Raw genomic sequence first — 21,281 nt, forward strand, 5'->3', positions numbered from 1 at the left:
CATTTGCCACGCACAGCGATGACTTTCGTTGTGCCGCCCCTTCCATTATGATGATGCACGCCGCCGCGCTGCCTGACGCCGCCTGGAGGCCCCCTCTTCCCACCACGACACGGAGCCCGCATGACCTCGACCGCATCCAGCACCCCTTATGGCATTTGGCCATCGCCGATCAGCGCGGCCATCGTCGCCGCTGGCGCCTCGCCGCTGACGCAGCTGGCCCTGGGCGGTGCGGATGGGACCGATGTGCTCTGGCTGGCCGGGCGCGCCAGCGAGGCCGGCCGCAACACCCTGCTGCGCCAGCGCGGCGCGCGGGTCGATGAATTGACGCCGGCGCCCTTCAATGTACGCACCCGCGTACATGAATACGGCGGCGGCGCGTATGCCGTTGCCGGCGATACCGTGTATTTTTCACATTTCGCCGACAATTGCCTGTACCGCGTGGCTGGCGACGGCGCGCCGGAAGCTTTCACCACGGGCGGCAACACGCGCCATGCGGACTTCGTCGTCGATGCGCCCCGTGCCCGTTTGATCGCCGTGCGCGAACAGCATCCGGCAGAAGGCCACGCGCATCCGGAAAACTGCCTGGCCGCCGTCGGCTTCGACGGGCGCGACACGGTACTGGCACGGGGCCGCGATTTTTATGCGGCGCCGCGCTTGTCGCCGGACGGCAGCCAACTGACCTGGATCAGCTGGGACCACCCGCGCCTGCCGTGGCAAGGCACGGAACTGTGGCTGGCCGACGTGCACGCAGATGGCAGCCTGGGTTCGCCACGCCTGATCGCCGGCGGCGCGCGCGAATCGATTTGCCAGCCGGAATGGTCGCCGAATGGCTTGCTGCACTTTGTTTCCGACAGCAGCGGCTGGTGGAATTTGTACCGCCTGCACGGCGCCGACATCGAGGCGCTGTGCCCGATGGAGGCGGAATTTGCCACGCCGCACTGGACCTTCGGCGCCAGCATGTACGGTTTTCTTTCCGACGACGAGATCGTCTGCACGTATATCCAGGCCGGCGTCAGCTACCTGGCGCAATTGAACGTGGCCGAGGCGAAACTGGAGCCTATCCCCCACCCGTACCAGGAAATCCGCGAACTGCGCGTGGCGCCCGGCTGCGTCGCACTGCTCGGTGGCAGCCCCACCATCGCGCTGGAACTGGCGCGCATCGACCTGTCGAACCATGAGCTGGAAGTGCTGGCGCAGTCGATCGCACATTTGCCCGCGCTCGACTACCTGTCCGTGCCGCGCAGCTTGAGCTTTCCTAGCAGCAATGGTCGCACGGCCTACGCCTTCTTTTATGCGCCCACCAATGGCGACGTGCAGGCGCCGGCAGGAACCTTGCCGCCCGTCATCGTCATCAGCCATGGCGGCCCCACCAGCATGGCCAGCAATACCTTGAAACTGGCGACGCAGTACTGGACCAGCCGCGGCATCGGCGTGCTCGACGTCAACTATGGCGGCAGCAGCGGCTTCGGCCGCGAATACCGCGACGCGCTGCGCGGGCAATGGGGCATCGTCGACGTGGAAGACTGCATCGCCGGCGCGCGCTACCTGGCGGCCAACGGCCTGGCCGACCCCGAGCGCCTGATCATCCGCGGCGGCAGCGCGGGCGGCCTGACGACCCTGTGCGCGCTGACCTTCCACGACGTCTTCAAGGCCGGCGCCAGTTACTACGGCGTGTCCGACCTGAAGGGCCTGGACGACGATTCGCACAAATTCGAATCGCGCTACACCGATTACCTGATCGCTTCGCAGCCGCAAGCCGAAGCGCTGTACCGCGAGCGCTCGCCCATCCACCACACGGATAAATTGTCGCGCCCCATGATCTTCTTCCAGGGCCTGGATGACAAGGTGGTGCCGCCGCAACAGTCGCAGCAGATGGTCGACGCCCTGCAGGCGCGCGGCGTGCCCGTCGCGTATGTGCCACTGGAAGGCGAAGGCCACGGTTTCCGCAAGGCGGAAAACATCGTGCGCACGCTGGAGGCGGAACTGTATTTCTACCAGCGCGTGTTCGGCCTGCCCGTGGCGGCCGGCGAGCCGCCCGTGCATATCGCCAATTTACCCGCATGACAGACCCGCATTCAGACCAGCCACTGCTGGACCAATTCGCCGCCCTGGAGCAGAACGAACAGATGATCCTGGCCCTGCTGGCGATTGCGGGCGAGCCGGTGGGCAAGCATGCCGTGTATGAACACTTGCAGCGCGCCAATGTCGTCGAGCCGGACGGCACGCCGTTTGCCCTGCTCACCGTCACGGGCATGCTGCAGCATGTGACGCGGCATGCGCTGGCGTCCGAGGTGGTGGGACGCGGCTACGCCTGCGAAGCCAAGCTGCGCTGGCCCGCCATGCGCGCGGCCATCGAGCACCTGGCGTTCCGCGACCTGTGCCAGGCCATCGAAACCATCAACCCCGTGCGCCGCAACTGGGATGGCTATGTGGAATTGCGCAGCTACCGGCAAGGCGTGGCGCGCTTGCGCATCGCCCTGCTGCGCAATGACGAGGTACGCCACGTGGCCGCCATCCTGGCCGCCTGCATGGCGTGCTATGAAGCGCAGCAGCTGCATCCGCTGATCGAGATTTTCGGCCGACCGTTCGAACCGGAAATGTTGTCTTTCGTCATGCCACAACTGCAGGATGACATCCTCGCCGTGCTGTTGGGCAACGCGCCGCGAGAGCCGGCCACGGCGCTCGCCATCCGCGCCTATGCGCGCGCCCACCACGCGCGCCAGGCGGCAGCCGGCGACCATCTCGGTGCCGCCCTGCCGCTGGCCCTGGCCGAAGACGCCCTGCTGTGCGGCGAACTCGACGCGGCCGCGCGCTACCTGGCAGGCCAGCAGGGGCCGCAGGCGCTGTTTGTCGACAGCAGCATCGCCCTGTTGCGCGGCGAACACGCCCACGCCGTGGCGGGCTTTGAAACGGCCCTGAAAGGATTGCGCAAGGAAGCGGGCAAGCGCAAGCTGTGCTTTACGGGCATCGGCGGCCACCTGTACGTGTTGGCCCTGCTGCGCGGCAACGACGCCAAGCTGCTGAAAAACGCCGAAACCTACCTCGATATCGCCCTGCGCGCGCAGCCGAACCACGACAGCATCGTCTACCAACAACTCAACACCTTGCGCCTGGTGCGCGCCGGCGTGCAGCTGGCGGAAAGCATCCCCACGCGCAGCTGGGAAACGGGACTGCAGGCACAGCTGTTCCAGGCCTTGCTGTACTACTGGCTGGCGCTACCGCAATTGAGCGAACGCAAGGAGCAGCTGCGAGCGCTGGTGCAGCAAGCCGATGCCGCCGGCTACGATTTGATCGCGGCGCAGGCGGCCGGCTTGCTGGGCTTGATGGGCGAGCCGCAGCAGGAGCGCTATGCGACGGCCAAGCGGGCGCAACACGGCTTGACGGACATGGCGCCGTGGTTCGAGCGCCAGGAAGCGTGGCAGCGCCAGCTGAGCGCGCTCATCAACCTGCAGCAGAGCGCGCCCGCCGAAGCGCTGGGCAGCGTGTCGCGGCTGGTGTGGCTGGTGGCGTTCGACCCGCGTTTCGGCTTGACGGCCGTGGAAATACGCGAACAGAAGCGCGACGCGCGCGGTGGCTGGAGCAAGGGCCGCGCCATGGGCTTGAAACGCCTGGCCGAAGAGACGGGCGACATCGATTTCCTCACGCCGCAAGATGCGCGCGCGGCGGGCAGCATCGCGCCGTTCAAACAATATTATTCGTCGGCACCGCGCTATGAAGTCGAGCTGGACAAGGCCGCCGTCTTGCTGGTGGGCCACCCCCTCGTGTTCTGGCTCGACCATCCCGACACGCGCGTGGAACTGATCGCCGGTGCGCCCGAACTCCTGATCAAGTCGCACGAGGGCCAGCTGTGGCTGGGCATGCAGCCGCCCCTGCCCGACAACGGCAGCAATGTCGTGGTGCAGAGGGAAACGCCGACGCGCTTGCGCGTGGTGCACATTCTCGACGAGCACCGGCGCATCGGCGCCATCGTGGGCCTGGGCCTGTCCGTTCCGCTGCATGCGGAAAAACAGGTGATGCAGGCGATCGGCGCCATCTCCTCGATGGTCACCGTGCAATCGGACATCGGCGGCGGCGCCGGCGACGCGGAAGCGATCACGGCCGACCACCGCCTGCACGTGCACCTGCTGCCCTATCAGCAGGGCTTGAAAATGCAGATTTTAGTCCGCCCCTTGCTCGACAATGGCGCCTATTACGCACCCGGCAGCGGCGCCGAAAGCGTGTTTGCCGACGTGGCGGGCCGGGCAGTGCAAGCGCGGCGCGACCTGAATGCAGAGCGCGAAGCGCAGCGCCAGCTGATCGGACGCTGCCTGGTGCTGGAAGAGGCGCAGGAAGAGCATGGCGAGTGGCTGCTGGGCCAGCCGGCGCTGGGCTTGCAACTGCTGGTGGAATTGCAAGCGCTCGACCCCGCCGCTGTCGGCTCCGGTATTGTGCTGGCCTGGCCCGAAGGCGAAACCATGCGCGTGTCGAAACGTATCGACAGCGGCCAGATGCGCCTCAATATCAAGAGCGAAAAAGACTGGTTTTCCGCCAGCGGCGACGTGCAGATCGATGAAGACAAGGTGATGGATTTGCGCGCCTTGCTCGATTTGATGCAGAACAATAAAAGCCGCTTCGTGGCCCTGGGCGACAATCAGTTCCTGGCCCTCAGCGACGAATTGCACCGCCGGCTGTCGGAACTGGCCGCGTATGGCGAGGCGCATGCCGATGGCGTGCACATCCACCCGTTGGCCGCGTTTGCGCTGGAAGAGCTGGCCAACGATGCGGGCGGCGTGAAAGCCGACAAATTGTGGCGCGAGCACTTGCTGCGCCTGCGCGCCCTCGACGATTATCAACCGCAGCTGCCCAGCACCCTGCAAGCGAACCTGCGCGACTACCAGCTGGCCGGCTTTGAATGGCTGGCGCGCTTGGCGCAGTGGGGCGTGGGCGCCTGCCTGGCCGACGACATGGGACTCGGCAAGACCTTACAGGCGCTGGCGCTGATCCTGGCGCGCGCGCCCAACGGTCCCACCCTGGTCGTCGCCCCCACGTCCGTGTGCATGAACTGGATCAGCGAAGCGCAGCGCTTCGCGCCCACCCTGAACGTGAAACTGTTCGGCAGCGGCGACCGCGCCGACATGCTGGAAACATTGCAGCCCTTCGACGTGGTGGTGGCCAGCTATGGCTTGCTGCAGCAGGAAGCGACCCTGTTTGCCGGCGTGCGCTGGCATACTATCGTGCTTGACGAAGCGCAAGCCATCAAGAATGGCGCCACCAAGCGCTCGCAAGCCGTGATGGCGCTGCAAGGGGATTTCCGCATGGTGGCCAGCGGCACGCCGCTGGAAAACCACCTGGGCGAATTGTGGAATTTGTTCCGCTTCATCAACCCCGGCTTGCTGGGCACCCTCGACCAGTTTAACTTGCGCTTTGCCGGGCCGATTGAGAAAGATCAGGACAAGCGCGCGGCGGCCGGTGCGCGCCTGCGCTTGCGCCGCTTGATCGCGCCCTTCATCTTGCGCCGCACGAAGACGCAAGTGCTGTCGGAGTTGCCGTCACGCACGGAAATTGTGCTGGAAGTGGAGTTGTCGCCGCAGGAAACGGCGCTGTACGAATCCTTGCGCCGCGAAGCGCTGGAAAAGCTGGCCATGGTGGAAGGGCCGGCATCGAAGAAAGCCATCCAGATCCTGGCGGAAATCATGAAGCTGCGCCGCGCCTGCTGCAATCCGCAACTGGTGGCGCCGGAACTGGGCCTGGCCAGCAGCAAGCTGGCGGCCTTCGCGCAATTGCTGTCGGGCTTGCTGGAAAACCGCCACAAGGTGCTCGTCTTCAGCCAGTTCGTCGACCATCTGACCCTGATCCGTCAGCACCTGGAACAGCATGGCGTCAGCTATCAGTATCTCGACGGCAGCACGCCCATGCAGGAGCGCAAGCGCCGCGTGGATGCCTTCCAGGCGGGCGAGGGCGATGTTTTCCTCATCAGCCTGAAAGCGGGCGGCATGGGCATCAACCTGACGGCGGCCGATTACGTGATCCACATGGACCCGTGGTGGAACCCGGCCGTGGAAGACCAGGCGTCCGACCGCGCCCACCGCATGGGGCAATTGCGCCCCGTCACCATTTACCGGCTGGTGGCGAAACACACGATCGAAGAGGGCATCGTCGAATTGCACCAGCACAAGCGCGACCTGGCCGACAGCTTGCTGGAAGGCAGCGACGCGGCTGCGCGCATGTCGGCCAACGACATGCTGGGCATGCTGCAGGAAGGATTGAAAAAATAAACGGGAAGCCGCGTTCCATGCGATGATCGTTTTTCCGTTCTTCTTTCTTGCCCCATGACCGACTTTATCGCCATCACCGCCGGCCAGCGCGCCACCTTTTTGTGCGGCAAATCCTGGACGGCCTACGTCAGCACTTTGGTCATTGCCGTGCTACTGTTTTTTGCCGCCCTGCCGCTGGCCTTCAAGTACAACGCACGCGCCGCCTTCGTGGTGCTGATCGGCTCGGCCCTGATCGTCGCCTACCGCCTGCTGACCATCCGCAGCTATCAGCTGTATTACGACGAGGCAGGCGTCTGGCTGGCATCCGGCATCTTGCCGTGGAAAAAGAAACTCATGGGTGTCAAATGGCGCGACATGGATGAAGCCGTGTATGAAACGAACTTCTGGAGCTGGCTGTTCCAGTCCTACACGGTGCGCGTCAGCCAGCGTTACACGCAAGACATCGAAATCCACGCCACCGGCATGGCGCGCGGCAAGGATGCCGTGGCGACCCTGAATGCGCGCCACCAGGAGATGCTGCAAGGCAGCGCCATCGTCGTCTAGCGGGATTGGCAGACCGGCAAAAAACTGCGCAAGCGCGGCAATTAATGCTAATCTTTGGCCGCCCTGGCAAGCAAAGCCAACCTTTCAATAGTTGTTTGTTACTTATATTATCAGTTTATTATTTTCTGATTAAAACAAACAGCAAAATATTCAAGAGATAAACTATGCTGATAAAAAATAAAGTTGCGCTCGCCGCATTGATGATGGCCTTTACCCTGACACCGGCCAGCGCCGCCAAGAAGCCGCAGAAGAACGGCAAGGCCAGTACCAGCAGCAGCAAGAAGAAAACCGGCGCCAAGAAAGCGGCCGTCGTCAGCGCCGCCACGGTCGCCGCCGTCGCCAGCGAGAACAGCAGCGACCGTTCCATGAATAATCTGAGCGGCCAATTCCTCACGGCCCTGTGGCGCCTGGACCCGGAAAGCGCAATTTCGGTCGGCAAGTACGATGGTGCCGCCAACCTGAGCATCCCCGACGCAGCCAGCCGCCAGAAGCAACTGGCCTTCATCGAAGAATGGCTGGGCAAGTTCGGCAAGCTGAATGCCAGCAAAATGTCAGACAAGCAACGCACCGACCTGGCCTTGCTGACGAATAAACTGCAATCGGACCGCTGGTATCTGACCACCTTCCGCGAATTCGAATGGAATCCCGCCCAGTACAACGTGGCCAGTTCCATCGACTTCATCCTGAACACGGAATACGCGGCCCAGCCACAGCGCCTGCGCACCTTGCTCAAGCGCATCGCCACCGTGCCGCAATACTATGCGGCCGCGCGCGCCAGCATCGTCAACCCCACGCGCGAACACACGCAGCTGGCCATCGCCCAGAGCGCCGGCGTGCTCAGCGTGTTTGACGACCTGAACAAGACGGCACAGGCGTCCATCCTGACGCCGCTCGAAAAGCAGCTGTACAACGCGCGCATCGCCGCGGCCCGCACGGCCGTGCAAGGCTATGCCGCCTGGCTGACGGAGCAGGATGCGGCGCTGGCGCAAAACGGCAATGCGCGCTCCTTCCGCATCGGCAAGGACTTGTATGAACAGAAATTTGCCTACGATATCCAGGCCAGCGTGAGCGCCGAGCAGATGTACCAGAAAGCCCTGGCCGCACGCGAAAAGTTGCTTGAGCACATGGATAGCCTGTCCGACGAGCTGTGGGTGAAAACCATGGGCGCCACGGCCAAGCCGGCAGACCGCACGGCGAAGATCGGCATGGTGATCGACAAGCTGTCCAGTAATCACGTGGCGCCCGCCGATTTCGTGCCGGAAATTCGCCGCCAGATCCCGGAATTGCAGGAATGGGTGACCAGCCACAAGCTGCTGACGATGGACCCGAAAAAACCGCTGGTCGTGCGTGAAACGCCCGCTTACCAGCGCGGCGTGGCCGGCGCCAGCATCGAGGCGCCCGGCCCGTATCGCCCGCATGACCGCACTTATTACAACGTGACGCCACTCGACGGCGAAACGGCGGAACAGGCGGAAAGCAGCTTGCGCGAGTACAACCACTGGATCTTGCAGATCCTGAACATCCACGAAGCCATCCCTGGCCATTACACGCAGCTCGTGTATGCGAACAAGTCGCCGTCGCTGGTCAAGTCCATCTTCGGCAATGGCGCCATGATCGAAGGCTGGGCCGTGTATGGCGAACGCATGATGCTTGAATCGGGCTATGGCAACAATGCGCCGGAAATGTGGCTGATGTATTCGAAGTGGAACTTGCGCAGCGTCACCAACACCATCCTCGACTACAGCGTGCACGTGCAGGGCATGACGCAGGAGCAGGCGCTGGACCTGCTGACGCGCCAGGCCTTTCAGACCAAGCGTGAAGCAACGGAAAAATGGCGCCGCGTGCAACTGAGCTCGGTTCAGCTGACCAGCTATTTCAGCGGCTACAGCGAAATCATGGACTTGCGCGAACAGCGCAAGCAAGCGCTGGGCAGCAAATTCGTGCTGAAGGATTTCCACGAGCAATTCCTCAGCTACGGCAGCGCCCCCGTGAAAGTCATCAAGGAGTTGATGAATTAAGCGGCGCTCGCCATCCGCTTGCAAAGGGCGCTGCGGCGCCCTTTTTGCATCCGTTTGCGCCGCCGCAAACCACCGGCTGCCCTGGCCATTAAGCTGATGGGAAGGCAAGCGCCACCGTACTCCTCACTGGCAATTGCCGATTTTTCTGCTAGGGTGATAGTCAGGAGCGTTCATGCATATGCCCATCCAGTTCGACACCCTCGATTACGCCAAACGCCTCGCCTCGGCAGGCGTGCCCACGCAGCAGGCGGAAGCGCATGCGGCAGCCTTGGGCGATGTGCTCGGTTCGGCCGTGGTCGTGCATAGTGAGCTGGCGGCGCTGGAGCGCAATCTGCTGGGAGAAATCAAGCTGGTGGCGCAAAGAGTCGACACCAGGGTAGGGGCCCTTGATGTGAAAATAGATGCGCTGGAACTGAAACTCGACAGCAGAATAGATACACTGGAACTGAAACTTGATAGCCGAATAGATGCACTTGAACAGAAGTTCGATGCCAGATTCGATAACTGCGAACAGAAGTTTGATACCAGATTTGATAATTCCGAGCAAAAATTTGACGCCCGCCTGGAACGCATGGACTTGCGCCAGGGCGCCGACATGAAACACGTGTACTGGATGATGAGCACCCTGATCCTGCTCAACCTGGGCATCCTCAGCAAACTGATGCTGCAGTAAGCACTCACCTACCCATGCGGCGATAAAAAAAACCGCTGCTCCCGGGTGAGGTCAGCGGCTTTTGCTTGCGATTCTTGTAAAGCGTCTAGGACACTTCTTCCGGCGCCTGGGTGACCTTGACGAAGATGGGCGCCACCAGCAGGCCCAGCTCGAACAGCAAACACATGGGGATGGCCAGTGAGAACTGGCTGACCACATCCGGCGGCGTGACGATGGCGGCAATCACGAAGGCGCCGACGATAATGTAGGGACGTATTTCCTTGAGCTTGGCAATGCTGACCAGGCCCATGCGCACCAGGATCACCACCACCACGGGCACCTCGAACGTGGCGCCAAAAGCCAGGCACATCGACATGACGAAATCAAGGTAGTTTTCAATATCGGGCATGACGGCAATCGACGATGGCGAGAAATCACTGATGAAGTGAAATACGCGGCCAAAGACAAAGAAGTAGCAGAAGGCCACGCCGGCGATGAACAGCAGGGATGAGGAGATAACCAGCGGTGCGATCAAACGCTTTTCATGCGCGTACAGGCCGGGCGCGATGAAGGCCCACATCTGGTACAGCACCCAGGGCAAGGCGACGATGAAGGCGATCACCAGGGTCACTTTCATCGGCACCAGGAACGGTGAAATCACGCCCGTGGCGATCATTTTCGAGCCGGCCGGCAGCGAGGCGATCATCGGCGCAGCAATAAAATCGTAGATATGCGAAGGGCCGGGCCAGTAAAACAGCACGGCGCAGACGATGGCGATGCCGATCGAGGCCTTGACCAGACGGTTGCGCAGCTCGACCAGATGCGAGATAAAGGTTTCTTCCACCGGGGCTTTGCTACTCATGAGTAAAAGGAGGAGGAACTGGCGCGCGGACGGAAACGCGCCACGCGGGCAGCCGCCGACTGCACGTGCTGCTTGCCGCCATGGCGCTGCTTGTACCAGCCAGGAATGGCGGAATTGCGCACCAGCTTCTTGCGCCGAAATTCGCGCGCCTTGCGGGCCAGGTCATCATTGGTGGCGCGCAACATGGCTTCATGGGCATCGTGGTGCCCATCATACGAACTGGAATCGCCGCGCCAGGCGTTTTCCACCTCGGCCAGGTTGCCGGAGATCGAGTTTTCCACGCCATGCACGGATTTCTCCACGCTTTGCTTGACGGAATGGGCCGCATCCTGCACTTCCTTCTGCAGGTTTTTCAGCTCTTCCAGTTCAATTTCGCGCGAGACTTCGGATTTCACCTGATTCAGGTAGCGTTGCGCGCGGCCATACAGGGTACCGGCCATGCGTGCTACTCTCGGCAACTTTTCAGGGCCGATGACTATCAACGCAACCACGCCGATGATGGCGATTTTAGAGAGACCGAGATCGATCATAAGCGGACAAGGGCTGTTACCGGACGAGGCAAGCGCCCCGCCACGCTATCAGAACTTGCTTTTCTCTTTCGTCTCGACGTCGATGGTGCTTTTGTCGGCCACTTGCGATGGCGCAGCAGGAGGGGTGTTGGCTGCAGGGGAATCATCATCGCCCTTGACGCCATCCTTGAAGCCTTTGACGGCTTTGCCGATATCACCGCCGATATTGCCCAGTTTCTTGGTGCCGAAGACCAGCATTACAATGACCAGAACGATCAGCCAGTGCCAAATACTCAATGAACCCATCACATTCTCCTTGCGGGACGGTGCCCGAATAGCGTCAACCAATGCCGATAGTATACACGCGAACCCGGCGCACGGCGAAATCAGTGCTGGCCACGCCAGGGGCGGGGGCCGCCGTACACATGCATGTGCAAGTGATACACCTCTTGCCCACCGTTCGGGCCGCTGTTGATCATGGTCTTGAAGCCGCCGGCAGGCGTGCCATCGGCCTCATACGTGACGGCGCACCCGAACTCGGCAGCGAGTTTCGGCGCCAGGCGCAGCAGCTTGCCCAGCATGTCCGTATGGCTATCGTCGCAGTCGGACAGGCTGGCCACGTGGCGCTTCGGAATCAGCAGCAAATGCACGGGGGCGGCCGGGTTGATGTCCTTGAAGGCCAGCAAGTCGTCGTCTTCATACACGATGGAAGAAGGAATTTGTTTTGCAGCAATCTTGCAAAAAATACAGTTATCCACGCACGCTCCAATAAAGTCAGTGTTTGTCTGTTTCGCCGGCGTCGCGCAGCGCATCCTTGCGCGCGGCCTTTTCTTCGAGGCCGGACAAGCCTTCACGGCGCGCCAGCTCGTCGAGCACCTGCTGCGGCGTCAGGTCGAACTGCGCCAGCATCACCAGCGAGTGAAACCACAGGTCGGCGCATTCGTACAGGACCTTCGAAGCATCGTTGTCGCGCCGCGCATCCTTGGCAGCCATCACCGTTTCCGTCGCTTCTTCGCCGATTTTTTTCAAGATGGCGTCATCGCCCTTGGCAAACAGGCGCGCAACATAGGAGGTGGCGGGGTCGCCGCCGTTGGCCGGCTTGCGCGATTCGATCACGGCGGCCAGGCGCTTCAAGGTTTCACTCATTTGCTCTTGCTTTCCGCGTAAATCGTGTCAGGGTCTTTCAGGACGGGGTCGGTGATCTGCCATTCGCCCGTTTTTTCGTCGCCGTCGAATTTCTGGAAGAAACACGAATGGCGGCCCGTATGGCAGGCGATGCCGCCGGCTTGCTCGATTTTCAGCAAGACCACGTCTTCATCGCAATCGAGGCGGATTTCCAGCACCTTTTGCGTGTGGCCCGATTCTTCGCCCTTGTGCCAGAGTTTCTTGCGCGAACGGCTCCAGTACACGGCTTCACCCAGCTCCACCGTGCGCGCCAGCGCGTCGCGGTTCATCCAGGCAAACATCAGCACGTCATTGCTGCCCGCTTCCTGCGCGATCACGGGCACCAGGCCGTGCTCGTCCCATTTGACCTTTTTCAGCCACTTGGCATTGCTTGCTACGATGGTTCCGTTTTGCATGTTGTATATCCTGGGTACTATTTTGTTTACGCCAGACGCATGGGAACGCCCTGCTGCGCCATGAAGCGCTTGGCTTCCTGTACCGTGTGCTGGCCATAGTGGAAGATGCTGGCGGCCAGTACGGCATCCGCGCGACCGACCTTGATGCCGTCGACCAAATCTTGCAAGCCGCCCACGCCGCCCGAGGCGATCACGGGGATGCTGACGGCGTCCGACACGCCGCGCGTCAGGCCCAGGTCGAAGCCGACCTTGGTGCCGTCGCGGTCCATGCTGGTGAGCAAGATTTCGCCGGCGCCCAGGCTTTCCATCTTTTTGGCCCATGCGAACGCATCCAGACCCGTGGCAGTGCGTCCGCCATGGGTAAACACTTCCCACTTGCCGGGCGACACCTGCTTGGCGTCGATGGCCACGACGATGCATTGCGAGCCGTGCTTTTGCGATGCCTCAAACACCAGTTGCGGGTTCGTCACAGCCGAGGTGTTGATGCTGACCTTGTCGGCGCCCGCGTTGAGCAGCCGGCGCACGTCTTCCACCACGCGCACGCCGCCGCCCACGGTCAGCGGAATGAACACTTGCGACGCCACCGCTTCGATGATCTCGAAGATCAGGCCGCGGTTGTCGCTGGACGCGGTAATGTCGAGGAAAGTGATTTCATCGGCGCCCTGCTCGTCATAACGGCGGGCAATTTCCACCGGATCGCCCGCGTCGCGCAATTGCGTGAAGTTGACGCCTTTGACGACGCGGCCATTGGTCACGTCGAGGCAGGGGATGATACGTTTTGCAAGCATGATGTTATCCAGATTGTCGCCAGGCCCGGGCATGCACGCGCACGCCCCGGGCCTGGCTGGCTTAAACGGCGGCGTCGGTCAGCGCATCGGCGCGTTCTTGCGCCTGCGCCAGATCGATCGTGCCTTCATAGATGGAACGACCGCAGATCACGCCTTCGATGCCTTCGGCCTGCACCGCGCACAACGCTTCCACGTCGCCGATATTGTGCAGTCCGCCCGAGGCGATCACGGGAATCTTGACCGCTTGCGCCAGCTTGACGGTGGCGTCGATATTGATGCCGCCCATCATGCCGTCGCGGCCGATGTCCGTGTAGATAATCGATTCGACGCCGTAGGCTTCGAATTTTTTCGCCAGGTCGATTACTTCGTGGCCCGACATCTTGCTCCAGCCATCCGTTGCCACTTTACCATCTTTGGCATCGAGGCCGACGATGATGTGGCCAGGGAAGGCGCCGCAGGCGTCGTGCAGGAAGCCGGGGCTTTTCACGGCCGCCGTGCCGATGATGACGTAGGTGATGCCAGCGTCGAGGTAGCGCTCGATGGTGTCGAGGTCACGGATGCCGCCGCCCAGCTGCACGGGGATTTCCTCGATGTCGTTTTCCAAGGCGAAATCCTGCACCGCCTTCAGGATGGCTTTCACGGCGCCTTCGTTCTTCGGCTTGCCGGCAAAGGCGCCGTTCAGGTCGACCAGGTGCAGCCGGCGCGCGCCTTGCATCAGCCAATGGCGGGCCATGTCCGCCGGGTCTTCGGAAAATACGGTGGCAAGTTCCATATCGCCTTGTTTCAGGCGTACGCAGTGACCGTCTTTCAGGTCGATGGCGGGAATAAGCAGCATGGTCAGTGTGGTTTAAAAGTGAGTGGGAGGCGGAAAAAGCCGGAGAGCTAACGTTAAGGTTGCCAGTGAACAAAGTTCTTGTACAGCTGCAAGCCAGCTGCAGCACTTTTTTCAGGGTGAAACTGTGTCGCGAAAATATTATCACGCGCGACGGCGCAAGCGAACGGCGCGCCATAGACAGTCTCGCCCACCGTGTGCGCCGCCTCTTGAGGTTGAGCAAAATAGCTGTGCACAAAGTAAAAATACGCGTTGTCGTCTATGCCATCCCACATCGCATGGGACGCCGTTTGTCGCACTTGGTTCCAGCCCATTTGCGGCACCTTGAAGCGCGAGCCGTCTTCCTGCACCTGGCCGTCGAGCTGGAAGCGCACGACCTTGCCTGGCAGCAAGCCCAGGCCGGCCGCATCGCCCTCTTCGCTGCCGTCGAACAGCATTTGCTCGCCGATGCACACGCCCAGCACGGGCTTGCTATCGGCGGCGCGCAGCAGCGCTTCGAGCACGCCCGATATACGCAGGCTGCGCATGCAGTCGGGCATGGCGCCCTGGCCCGGCAAGACGATGCGGTCGGCGCTGTCGATGTCTTGCACCGTGCCGGAAATGCGCACGTCGGCTTCCGGCGCCACGGCACGCAGCGCTTGCGCCACCGAGCGCAGGTTGCCCATGCCGTAATCCACCACCACAATTTTATTCATGTTTGATCTCGGAATCTACAGTGGTTCGCGGGCGCTTACAGGCTGCCCTTGGTTGATGGAATGATGCCGGCCGCACGCTCGTCGAGCTCGGCAGCCATGCGCAGCGCGCGGCCAAAGGCCTTGAACACGGTTTCGCACTGGTGGTGGGCATTCGTGCCGCGTAGGTTGTCGATATGCAATGTCACGCCCGCATGGTTGACGAAGCCGCGGAAAAATTCCAGCGTCAGGTCGACGTCGAAGCCGGCGATCATGGCACGCGTAAACGGGATGTGGTATTCGATGCCAGGGCGGCCCGAGAAATCGAGCACCACGCGCGACAGCGCCTCGTCCAGCGGCACATACGCGTGGCCATAACGGCGGATGCCCTTCTTGTCGCCGATGGCCTTGGCCACGGCCATGCCCAGCGTGATGCCCACGTCTTCCACCGTATGGTGGTTGTCGATATGCACGTCGCCCGTCGCTTCGATATCCAGGTCGATCAAGCCGTGGCGGGCGATCTGGTCCAGCATATGGTCGAGGAAGGGCACGCCGGTGTTCAGCTTTTGCTGGCCGGTGCCATCCAGGTTGAGGGCGACGCGAACTTGCGTCTCATTGGTGTTGCGCGTGATTTCTGCGGTGCGGTTCATGGGAGGCTCTGGCGAAAGGCTAAACGAGGGATGCCTTGAAGGCATCGTAAAAAAGGGAATTTTCTTCCGGGGTGCTGACGCTGATGCGCAGGCAATTGACCAGCGCAGCATGCATTTTACTCATATTTTTAATTAAAACCCTGCGGGCAAGCAGTTTTGCGCAAACATCGTCGGAATCAGCCACACGAATCAGAAGAAAATTTGCCTTCGAAGGAAACACGGTCACGCCGGGCAGCGCCGCCAGGCGCAAGGCCAGCTCGTCGCGTGCGCTGTTGAGCAGATCCGCCTGCGCATTGAGCACGTCGAGGTGCGCGAGCGCGAATTCGGCTGCCGCCTGCGTCAGCACATTCACATTGTAGGGCGGGCGCACTTTCTCGAACTGCGCCAGCAGGGCCGGCGCGGCCGACATATAACCGAGGCGGATGCCGGCCAGGCCCAGTTTCGACACGGTGCGCATCACCACCAGGTTCTCGAACTCGGGCAGGCGGCCCATGAAACTGTGCTGCGCGAACGGCTCGTAGGCTTCGTCGACGACGGCGATGCCCGTGTCGCCGAGGGCGGCAAGGATGCGCTCGATGTCGGCGCTGGCAAACAGGTTGCCCGTCGGGTTGTTCGGATACGCGAGAAACACCAGCGTCGGGCGGTGCTCTTCGATGGCCGCCAGCATGGCGTCCATGTCCAGACTGAAGTCCGGATTCAAGGGCACGCCGACGAAATCCATGCCGGCAAACTGCGCCGAACGCGCATACATGACGAAGGCGGGCACGGGCGCCAGCAGCACGGCGCGCTTGCCCGCTTCCTGGTGGGCGCAAGCCATGGCCAGGATGGAAATCAGTTCATCGGAACCGTTGCCCAGCATGACGTCGTAACCGGCGGGCACGCCCAGCCTGGCGCAGATGGCTGCCTGCAGGCTGGCGTAGGGCGGCGGATAGCGGTTCAGCGCCACGCCGGCCAGGCGCGCGCCCAGCTCCTCGCGCAGATGCTGCGGCAGCGGATACGGGTTTTCCATCGCATCGAGTTTGATGTATCCGCTGGCATCGGCTACCTGGTAGCCTTTGACGGCCCGCACATCGGAGCGCACGGTGTTGCTGATTAACTGATCGAGGAAAGACATGCTGCAAACACTCCTTTTATTCTTCAAACCCCAATTTCTTCTCGACTGGTGGAAGTAATTTTGGCATTAATACTTTTAGAATTTTTAACATTAGATTTGACTACTCTTTTTAGCGATATATTTTTATTATTTCCCTCTATACTTCTTGAATCAATTTCAGAAGAAAGTCTGCCTCTAATAACTTCGCAATAATCAGGATTGAGTTCAAATCCAACATAATCTCTACCACAACGTTTAGCCGCAACTGCAGTGGTGCCACTTCCCATGAACAAATCCATTACAATACCCCCGGGAGGACAAGAGGCCTTTACCATACGTTCAATTATCTCAAGTGGTTTTTGAGTAGGATGATCCGCTCGTTCAGGATGCTCTCGATGCAACCTAGATACACTCCACAAATCTTTCGGGTTGTAACCAAGTTCAAGCCACTTGGCACCAACAAAGATTGATCGCGTTCTTAATTTTTTTGTTTCAGCATCATAAGGAATTCGAATCGAATCCAGATCAAAATAGTAATCTTTTCTTTTTACAAAAAAACCAACCGTATCGTGAACCGAAGTATAACTCCGCACACTTCCTCCCATCGAAGGAACCCGCCTATCCCAAATGATCTCATTCATCATAATCATTCTCTTTTTCAACATGACAAAAATTTCCGGAGAAAATTTCCACGTTAAAAAAATATACAAACTACCATTTGGCTTTAACTTAGGCAATGCAGCGTCAATCCACCGCTCAGTCCATATTAAATAGTCTTCAACGGTTTGCTGATCAGAATTATTTCCATAATCCTTTCCCAAATTATAAGGAGGATCACTTAGAATAAGATCAATAGACCCATCAGGAATTCGACATAAACCTTCCAATGCATCTTCATTGAAAATTTTATTTTTGTATTCCATAATACCTATCCTTTAAGTGCAATACTTGTCGATCCACGCACAAGCAGATCTAAAAAATTTCTACGCGTTCTGTACTCTGGATCATGGTGATAAAGTGCTTGCAACTTATCATTTCTTGGATTTATATAAATCGGCATAAACTGAGGGGAGAATAATTTCAAATATTCTGGATCAAATCTAATCGAATTTCCCTCAAAATGTATTCCGAAACATGCATATATTATGTTGTAATCTGGAATTTCCTTATAATTCTTGAATAATTTCTCAACTGCAGCAATATCACTTTCACTATGGCGTTTCGCCATGTCATGTATTTTTATATTAATGTAATATTTTTTATTATCAACATGAATTATGCAATTATGCAACGACGTGTCTGGCATGTGAAACTCAACGCCAGTAAGTCCTAGTTCTAGGCCATTTTTTTTCGTTTGTTGTGTAATAACCTGCTCAACAATCCAACTTACAGAGCGCGTATGAGGTCTCAAACCAAAAGGCAGTATGTCCGAATTGGCAATTTCGAAAGATGGCAATATATTCAAAAATTCAAAAAAAACATTTTTTACAAAATCGACATCATCAACAATTGCTGCAATTTTTGCTTTAGACACACTTTTCTCCTTAAAGTAATCTTAGTTCGGCGCTGCGCGCGTGGGCTTGCAAGCCTTCTCCATACGCCAGGGTGGCGGCGACACGGCCCAGGGTTTGCGCGCCCGCTTCGCTGACGTGAATGATGGACGAGCGCTTCTGGAAGTCGTACACGCCCAGCGGCGACGAAAAGCGCGCCGTGCGCGAGGTCGGCAGCACGTGATTGGGGCCGCAGCAATAGTCGCCCAGCGATTCGGACGAAAAGCGGCCCAGGAACATGGCGCCCGCGTGGCGTATCTGCTCGGCCCACTGCTGCGGGTTTTCCGCCGAGATTTCCAGGTGTTCGGCCGCGATGGCATTGGCGATTTCACACGCTTCCTGCATGCTGCGCACCTTGATCAGCGCGCCCCTGTCCTGCAGTGAGGTGCTGATGGTGGCCTGGCGCGGCATCGTTGGCAGCAGCCTGGCGATGCTCGCTTCGACTTTGGCGATGTACTCCGCATCGGGGCACAGCAGAATCGCCTGCGCCAGCTCGTCGTGCTCGGCCTGCGAAAACAGGTCCATGGCGACCCAGTCCGGGTCCGTCGTGCCATCGCACAGCACCAGGATTTCGGACGGTCCGGCGATCATGTCGATGCCGACGATGCCGAACACGCGGCGCTTGGCGGCGGCCACATAGGCGTTGCCGGGGCCGACGATTTTATCGACGGCGGCGATCGTCTGCGTGCCGTAGGCCAGCGCGCCAACCGCTTGCGCACCGCCGATGGTGATCACGCGCGTCACGCCGGCAATTGCGGCGGCGGCCAGCACCATCTGGTTTTTCACGCCATCGGGCGTCGGCACCACCATGATGATTTCGCCCACGCCCGCCACGTGCGCGGGAATGGCGTTCATCAGCACGGAAGACGGGTAAGCAGCCTTGCCGCCCGGGACGTAGATGCCGACGCGGTCCAGCGGCGTGATCTTCTGACCCAGCACCGTGCCATCGGGCTCGGTGTAGCTAAAACCGCGCAATTCTTCGCGCTGGCGTTCGTGGAAGGCGCGGATGCGCTGCGCGGCGATCTGCAGCGCTTCGCGCTGCGCCGACGGCAAGCCGTTCAGGGCTGCCTGCAGTTCGGCTTGCGAAATATCAAAGGCCGCCATTTCCGCCGCGCCGCCATGCGGGATGCGGTCGAAACGGTTGGTGTATTCCAGTACGGCGGCGTCGCCGCGCATTTTCACGTCGGCCAGGATTTTCGCCACCGACGCTTCAATCGCTGCATCGGTGCCCGCCTCGAACGCCAGCAGCGTATCGAGCGATTGTTGGAAACCATCCTGGCTTGAATCGAGCTTGCGTATCTGTATCGGCATAATCGGCTTTCTGCTACTGAGAGTGTCTAGGCTTGCGAGGCGCGTTCAAAGGCCTCGATAATCGGCTGCAAACGCTCGCGCTTGAGCTTGAGCGCAGCCTGGTTGACCACCAGGCGCGACGAGATTTCCATGATGTGCTCGACCTCGACGAGGTTGTTCGCGCGCAAAGTGCTACCCGTGCTGACCAGGTCGACGATGGCGTCGGACAGGCCCACCAACGGCGCCAGCTCCATCGAACCATACAGCTTGATCAGGTCGACGTGCACGCCCTTGGCGGCGAAATGCTCGCGCGCCGTGTGCACGAACTTGGTGGCCACGCGCAGACGCGCGCCCTGGTGCACGGCCTTTTCGTAATCAAAACCGGCTTGCACCGCCACCGACATGCGGCAAGACGCGATATTCAGGTCGATCGGCTGGTACAGGCCTTCGCCGCCGTGTTCGAGCAAGACATCCTTGCCCGCCACGCCGAAATCGGCCGCGCCGTACTGCACATAGGTCGGCACGTCGCTGGCGCGCACGATGATGACGCGCACGTTCGGATCGTTGGTGGCCAAAATCAGCTTGCGCGAGGTTTCGGGGTTTTCCAGCACCTTGATGCCGGCCGCTTCCAGCAGCGGCATGGTGTCCTCAAAAATGCGGCCTTTCGAGAGCGCCAGGATCAGCTGGGAGCTGTCACCATTGTTCGATCCGTTCATGCTCATTCCTTTTCTTGTTGTTACTTGATGCGCACGATGTTCGCGCCGACTGCCGACAATTTAACTTCCATGCGGTCGTAGCCACGGTCAAGGTGATAGATGCGGTCGATCAGGGTTTCGCCATCGGCCGCCAGGGCCGCGATCACCAGCGAGGCCGAGGCGCGCAGGTCGGTCGCCATCACGGGCGCGCCACGCAGCTGCTTGACGCCGGCGATGATGGCCGTGTTGCCCTCGATGGTGATATCGGCGCCCAGGCGGTTCATTTCCTGCACGTGCATAAAGCGGTTCTCGAAGATCGTCTCGGTGACGCGGCTGGCGCCATTGGCAAGCGTGTTCACGGCCATGAACTGCGCCTGCATGTCGGTCGGGAAGCCCGGGTATTCCGTGGTGCGGAAGCTGACGGGGTTCGGACGGGCCGACATCTCGGCGCGGATCCAGTCGGCGCCAAAAGTCATCGTCAGGCCCATGGCGCGCAGCTTGTCGAGCGCCGAATCGAGGATGTCGGTGCGCACATTGCGCAGGGTGATATCGCCGCCGGTGGCCGCCACGGCGCACAGGAAGGTGCCCGTTTCGATACGGTCGGCGATGACGGCGTGCGAAGCGCCGTGCAGCGCGTCCACGCCCTGGATGACCAGGCGGCTGGTGCCGATACCGTCGATCTTCGCGCCCATGGCCACCAGCAGGTGGGCCAAATCGGTCACTTCCGGTTCGCAGGCGGCGTTTTCCAGGATGGTCTCGCCTTCGGCCAGGGTCGCCGCCATCAAGAGATTCTCGGTGCCGGTGACGGTGATCATATCGGTGACGATGCGCGCGCCTTTCAGCTTGGCGCACTTGGCGTAGATGTAACCGGCCTCGATGCGGATCTCGGCGCCCAGCGCTTCCAGGCCCTTGATGTGCTGGTCGACAGGGCGCGATCCGATGGCGCAGCCACCCGGCAGCGAGACCTTGGCTTCGCCAAAGCGTGCCAGCAGCGGGCCCAGCACGAGGATCGAGGCACGCATGGTTTTCACCAGGTCATACGGCGCTTCGAGCGAGGTGATATCGCTGCCGTTGAGCACCACGCGGTCGCCGTCCTGCTGTACTTTCAGGCCGGTCTGGCCCAGCAGTTTCAACATGGTGGCGACATCGTGCAGGTGCGGCACGTTCGACAGTTCCAGGTCGCCCGCGGTCAGGAGACCCGCGCACAGGATGGGCAGCGCGGCGTTCTTGGCGCCGGAAATGGCGATATCGCCGTTCAGGCGGTTGCCGCCGTTGATGAGGAGCTTGTCCATGT

Annotated in this window: 21 protein-coding genes; 5 read left to right on the forward strand and 16 right to left on the reverse strand. The window is 60.4% G+C overall.

The window, feature by feature from the left end; genetic code table 11:
* The first annotated feature begins 120 nt into the window (after positions 1 to 120).
* From CSZ94_RS07770 to CSZ94_RS07790, 5 genes are all read left to right on the forward strand, one after another.
* Positions 121 to 2,064 carry a dipeptidyl-peptidase 5 gene (locus tag CSZ94_RS07770; protein ID WP_102120987.1) on the forward strand — a complete coding sequence of 648 codons (1,944 nt, stop codon included), beginning with the start codon at positions 121 to 123 and terminating at the stop codon, positions 2,062 to 2,064.
* Positions 2,061 to 6,254 (forward strand): DEAD/DEAH box helicase, encoded by a 4,194-nt coding sequence (locus tag CSZ94_RS07775; protein ID WP_102120988.1) that lies wholly within the window; start codon positions 2,061 to 2,063, stop codon positions 6,252 to 6,254. The genes CSZ94_RS07770 and CSZ94_RS07775 overlap by 4 nt, the downstream gene beginning before the upstream one ends.
* 54 nt (positions 6,255 to 6,308) lie before the next feature.
* Positions 6,309 to 6,797, forward strand: a complete 489-nt coding sequence (locus CSZ94_RS07780; protein ID WP_102120989.1) for a hypothetical protein — start codon at positions 6,309 to 6,311, stop codon at positions 6,795 to 6,797.
* A gap of 167 nt (positions 6,798 to 6,964) precedes the next feature.
* On the forward strand, positions 6,965 to 8,815 hold the full coding sequence (locus tag CSZ94_RS07785; protein ID WP_102121027.1) for a DUF885 domain-containing protein: 1,851 nt from the start codon (positions 6,965 to 6,967) through the stop codon (positions 8,813 to 8,815).
* Positions 8,816 to 8,987: 172 nt separating this feature from the next.
* Positions 8,988 to 9,488: a hypothetical protein gene (locus CSZ94_RS07790; protein WP_102120990.1), complete on the forward strand. Its 501-nt coding sequence runs from the start codon at positions 8,988 to 8,990 to the stop codon at positions 9,486 to 9,488.
* Between the two features lie 85 nt (positions 9,489 to 9,573).
* On the opposite strand, the gene tatC is transcribed toward CSZ94_RS07790, so the two are convergent.
* The 16 genes from tatC to murA all read right to left on the reverse strand — a co-directional run bounded on the left by tatC (position 9,574) and on the right by murA (position 21,279).
* On the reverse strand, positions 9,574 to 10,329 hold the full coding sequence (gene tatC, locus CSZ94_RS07795; RefSeq protein WP_102120991.1) for a twin-arginine translocase subunit TatC: 756 nt from the start codon (positions 10,327 to 10,329) through the stop codon (positions 9,574 to 9,576).
* Positions 10,326 to 10,859, reverse strand: a complete 534-nt coding sequence (tatB, locus tag CSZ94_RS07800; RefSeq protein WP_102120992.1) for a Sec-independent protein translocase protein TatB — start codon at positions 10,857 to 10,859, stop codon at positions 10,326 to 10,328. The genes tatC and tatB overlap by 4 nt, the downstream gene beginning before the upstream one ends.
* Before the next feature lie 48 nt (positions 10,860 to 10,907).
* Positions 10,908 to 11,144, reverse strand: coding sequence for a Sec-independent protein translocase subunit TatA (gene tatA, locus CSZ94_RS07805; RefSeq protein WP_102120993.1), 237 nt, complete (start codon positions 11,142 to 11,144; stop codon positions 10,908 to 10,910).
* Between the two features lie 80 nt (positions 11,145 to 11,224).
* A complete protein-coding gene (locus CSZ94_RS07810) occupies positions 11,225 to 11,596 on the reverse strand; it encodes a histidine triad nucleotide-binding protein (protein WP_102120994.1) in 372 nt (123 codons plus the stop codon).
* Between the two features lie 16 nt (positions 11,597 to 11,612).
* Positions 11,613 to 11,984, reverse strand: a complete 372-nt coding sequence (locus CSZ94_RS07815) for a phosphoribosyl-ATP diphosphatase (protein WP_102120995.1) — start codon at positions 11,982 to 11,984, stop codon at positions 11,613 to 11,615.
* Positions 11,981 to 12,418 (reverse strand): phosphoribosyl-AMP cyclohydrolase, encoded by a 438-nt coding sequence (gene hisI / locus CSZ94_RS07820; RefSeq protein WP_102120996.1) that lies wholly within the window; start codon positions 12,416 to 12,418, stop codon positions 11,981 to 11,983. The genes CSZ94_RS07815 and hisI overlap by 4 nt, the downstream gene beginning before the upstream one ends.
* A 26-nt stretch (positions 12,419 to 12,444) precedes the next feature.
* Entirely contained in the window at positions 12,445 to 13,206 is a 762-nt protein-coding gene (gene hisF, locus CSZ94_RS07825) for an imidazole glycerol phosphate synthase subunit HisF (protein WP_102121028.1), read from the reverse strand.
* Between the two features lie 61 nt (positions 13,207 to 13,267).
* Complete coding sequence (gene hisA / locus CSZ94_RS07830; protein ID WP_102120997.1) at positions 13,268 to 14,041, reverse strand: 1-(5-phosphoribosyl)-5-[(5-phosphoribosylamino)methylideneamino]imidazole-4-carboxamide isomerase; 774 nt, start codon at positions 14,039 to 14,041, stop codon at positions 13,268 to 13,270.
* Positions 14,042 to 14,094: 53 nt separating this feature from the next.
* Entirely contained in the window at positions 14,095 to 14,733 is a 639-nt protein-coding gene (gene hisH / locus CSZ94_RS07835) for an imidazole glycerol phosphate synthase subunit HisH (protein ID WP_102120998.1), read from the reverse strand.
* Between the two features lie 35 nt (positions 14,734 to 14,768).
* A complete protein-coding gene (gene hisB / locus CSZ94_RS07840; RefSeq protein ID WP_010402123.1) occupies positions 14,769 to 15,359 on the reverse strand; it encodes an imidazoleglycerol-phosphate dehydratase HisB in 591 nt (196 codons plus the stop codon).
* A 19-nt stretch (positions 15,360 to 15,378) separates the two neighbouring features.
* Positions 15,379 to 16,473 (reverse strand): histidinol-phosphate transaminase, encoded by a 1,095-nt coding sequence (gene hisC / locus CSZ94_RS07845; protein WP_102120999.1) that lies wholly within the window; start codon positions 16,471 to 16,473, stop codon positions 15,379 to 15,381.
* A 23-nt stretch (positions 16,474 to 16,496) separates the two neighbouring features.
* A complete protein-coding gene (locus tag CSZ94_RS07850; RefSeq protein WP_374703567.1) occupies positions 16,497 to 17,375 on the reverse strand; it encodes a DNA-methyltransferase in 879 nt (292 codons plus the stop codon).
* 5 nt (positions 17,376 to 17,380) lie between these two features.
* The gene (locus tag CSZ94_RS27570; RefSeq protein ID WP_146009762.1) at positions 17,381 to 17,986 is read right to left on the reverse strand and encodes a hypothetical protein; all 606 of its coding nucleotides are present in this window, start codon (positions 17,984 to 17,986) and stop codon (positions 17,381 to 17,383) included.
* 10 nt (positions 17,987 to 17,996) lie between these two features.
* A complete protein-coding gene (hisD, locus tag CSZ94_RS07855) occupies positions 17,997 to 19,313 on the reverse strand; it encodes a histidinol dehydrogenase (RefSeq protein WP_102121001.1) in 1,317 nt (438 codons plus the stop codon).
* A gap of 26 nt (positions 19,314 to 19,339) precedes the next feature.
* Complete coding sequence (hisG, locus tag CSZ94_RS07860) at positions 19,340 to 20,014, reverse strand: ATP phosphoribosyltransferase (protein WP_180977395.1); 675 nt, start codon at positions 20,012 to 20,014, stop codon at positions 19,340 to 19,342.
* 14 nt (positions 20,015 to 20,028) lie between these two features.
* Positions 20,029 to 21,279 carry a UDP-N-acetylglucosamine 1-carboxyvinyltransferase gene (gene murA, locus CSZ94_RS07865; protein WP_102121002.1) on the reverse strand — a complete coding sequence of 417 codons (1,251 nt, stop codon included), beginning with the start codon at positions 21,277 to 21,279 and terminating at the stop codon, positions 20,029 to 20,031.
* Positions 21,280 to 21,281 lie beyond the last annotated feature (2 nt).

The sequence above is a fragment of the Janthinobacterium sp. ROICE36 genome, assembly GCF_002869965.1.
Taxonomy (GTDB): domain Bacteria; phylum Pseudomonadota; class Gammaproteobacteria; order Burkholderiales; family Burkholderiaceae_D; genus Janthinobacterium.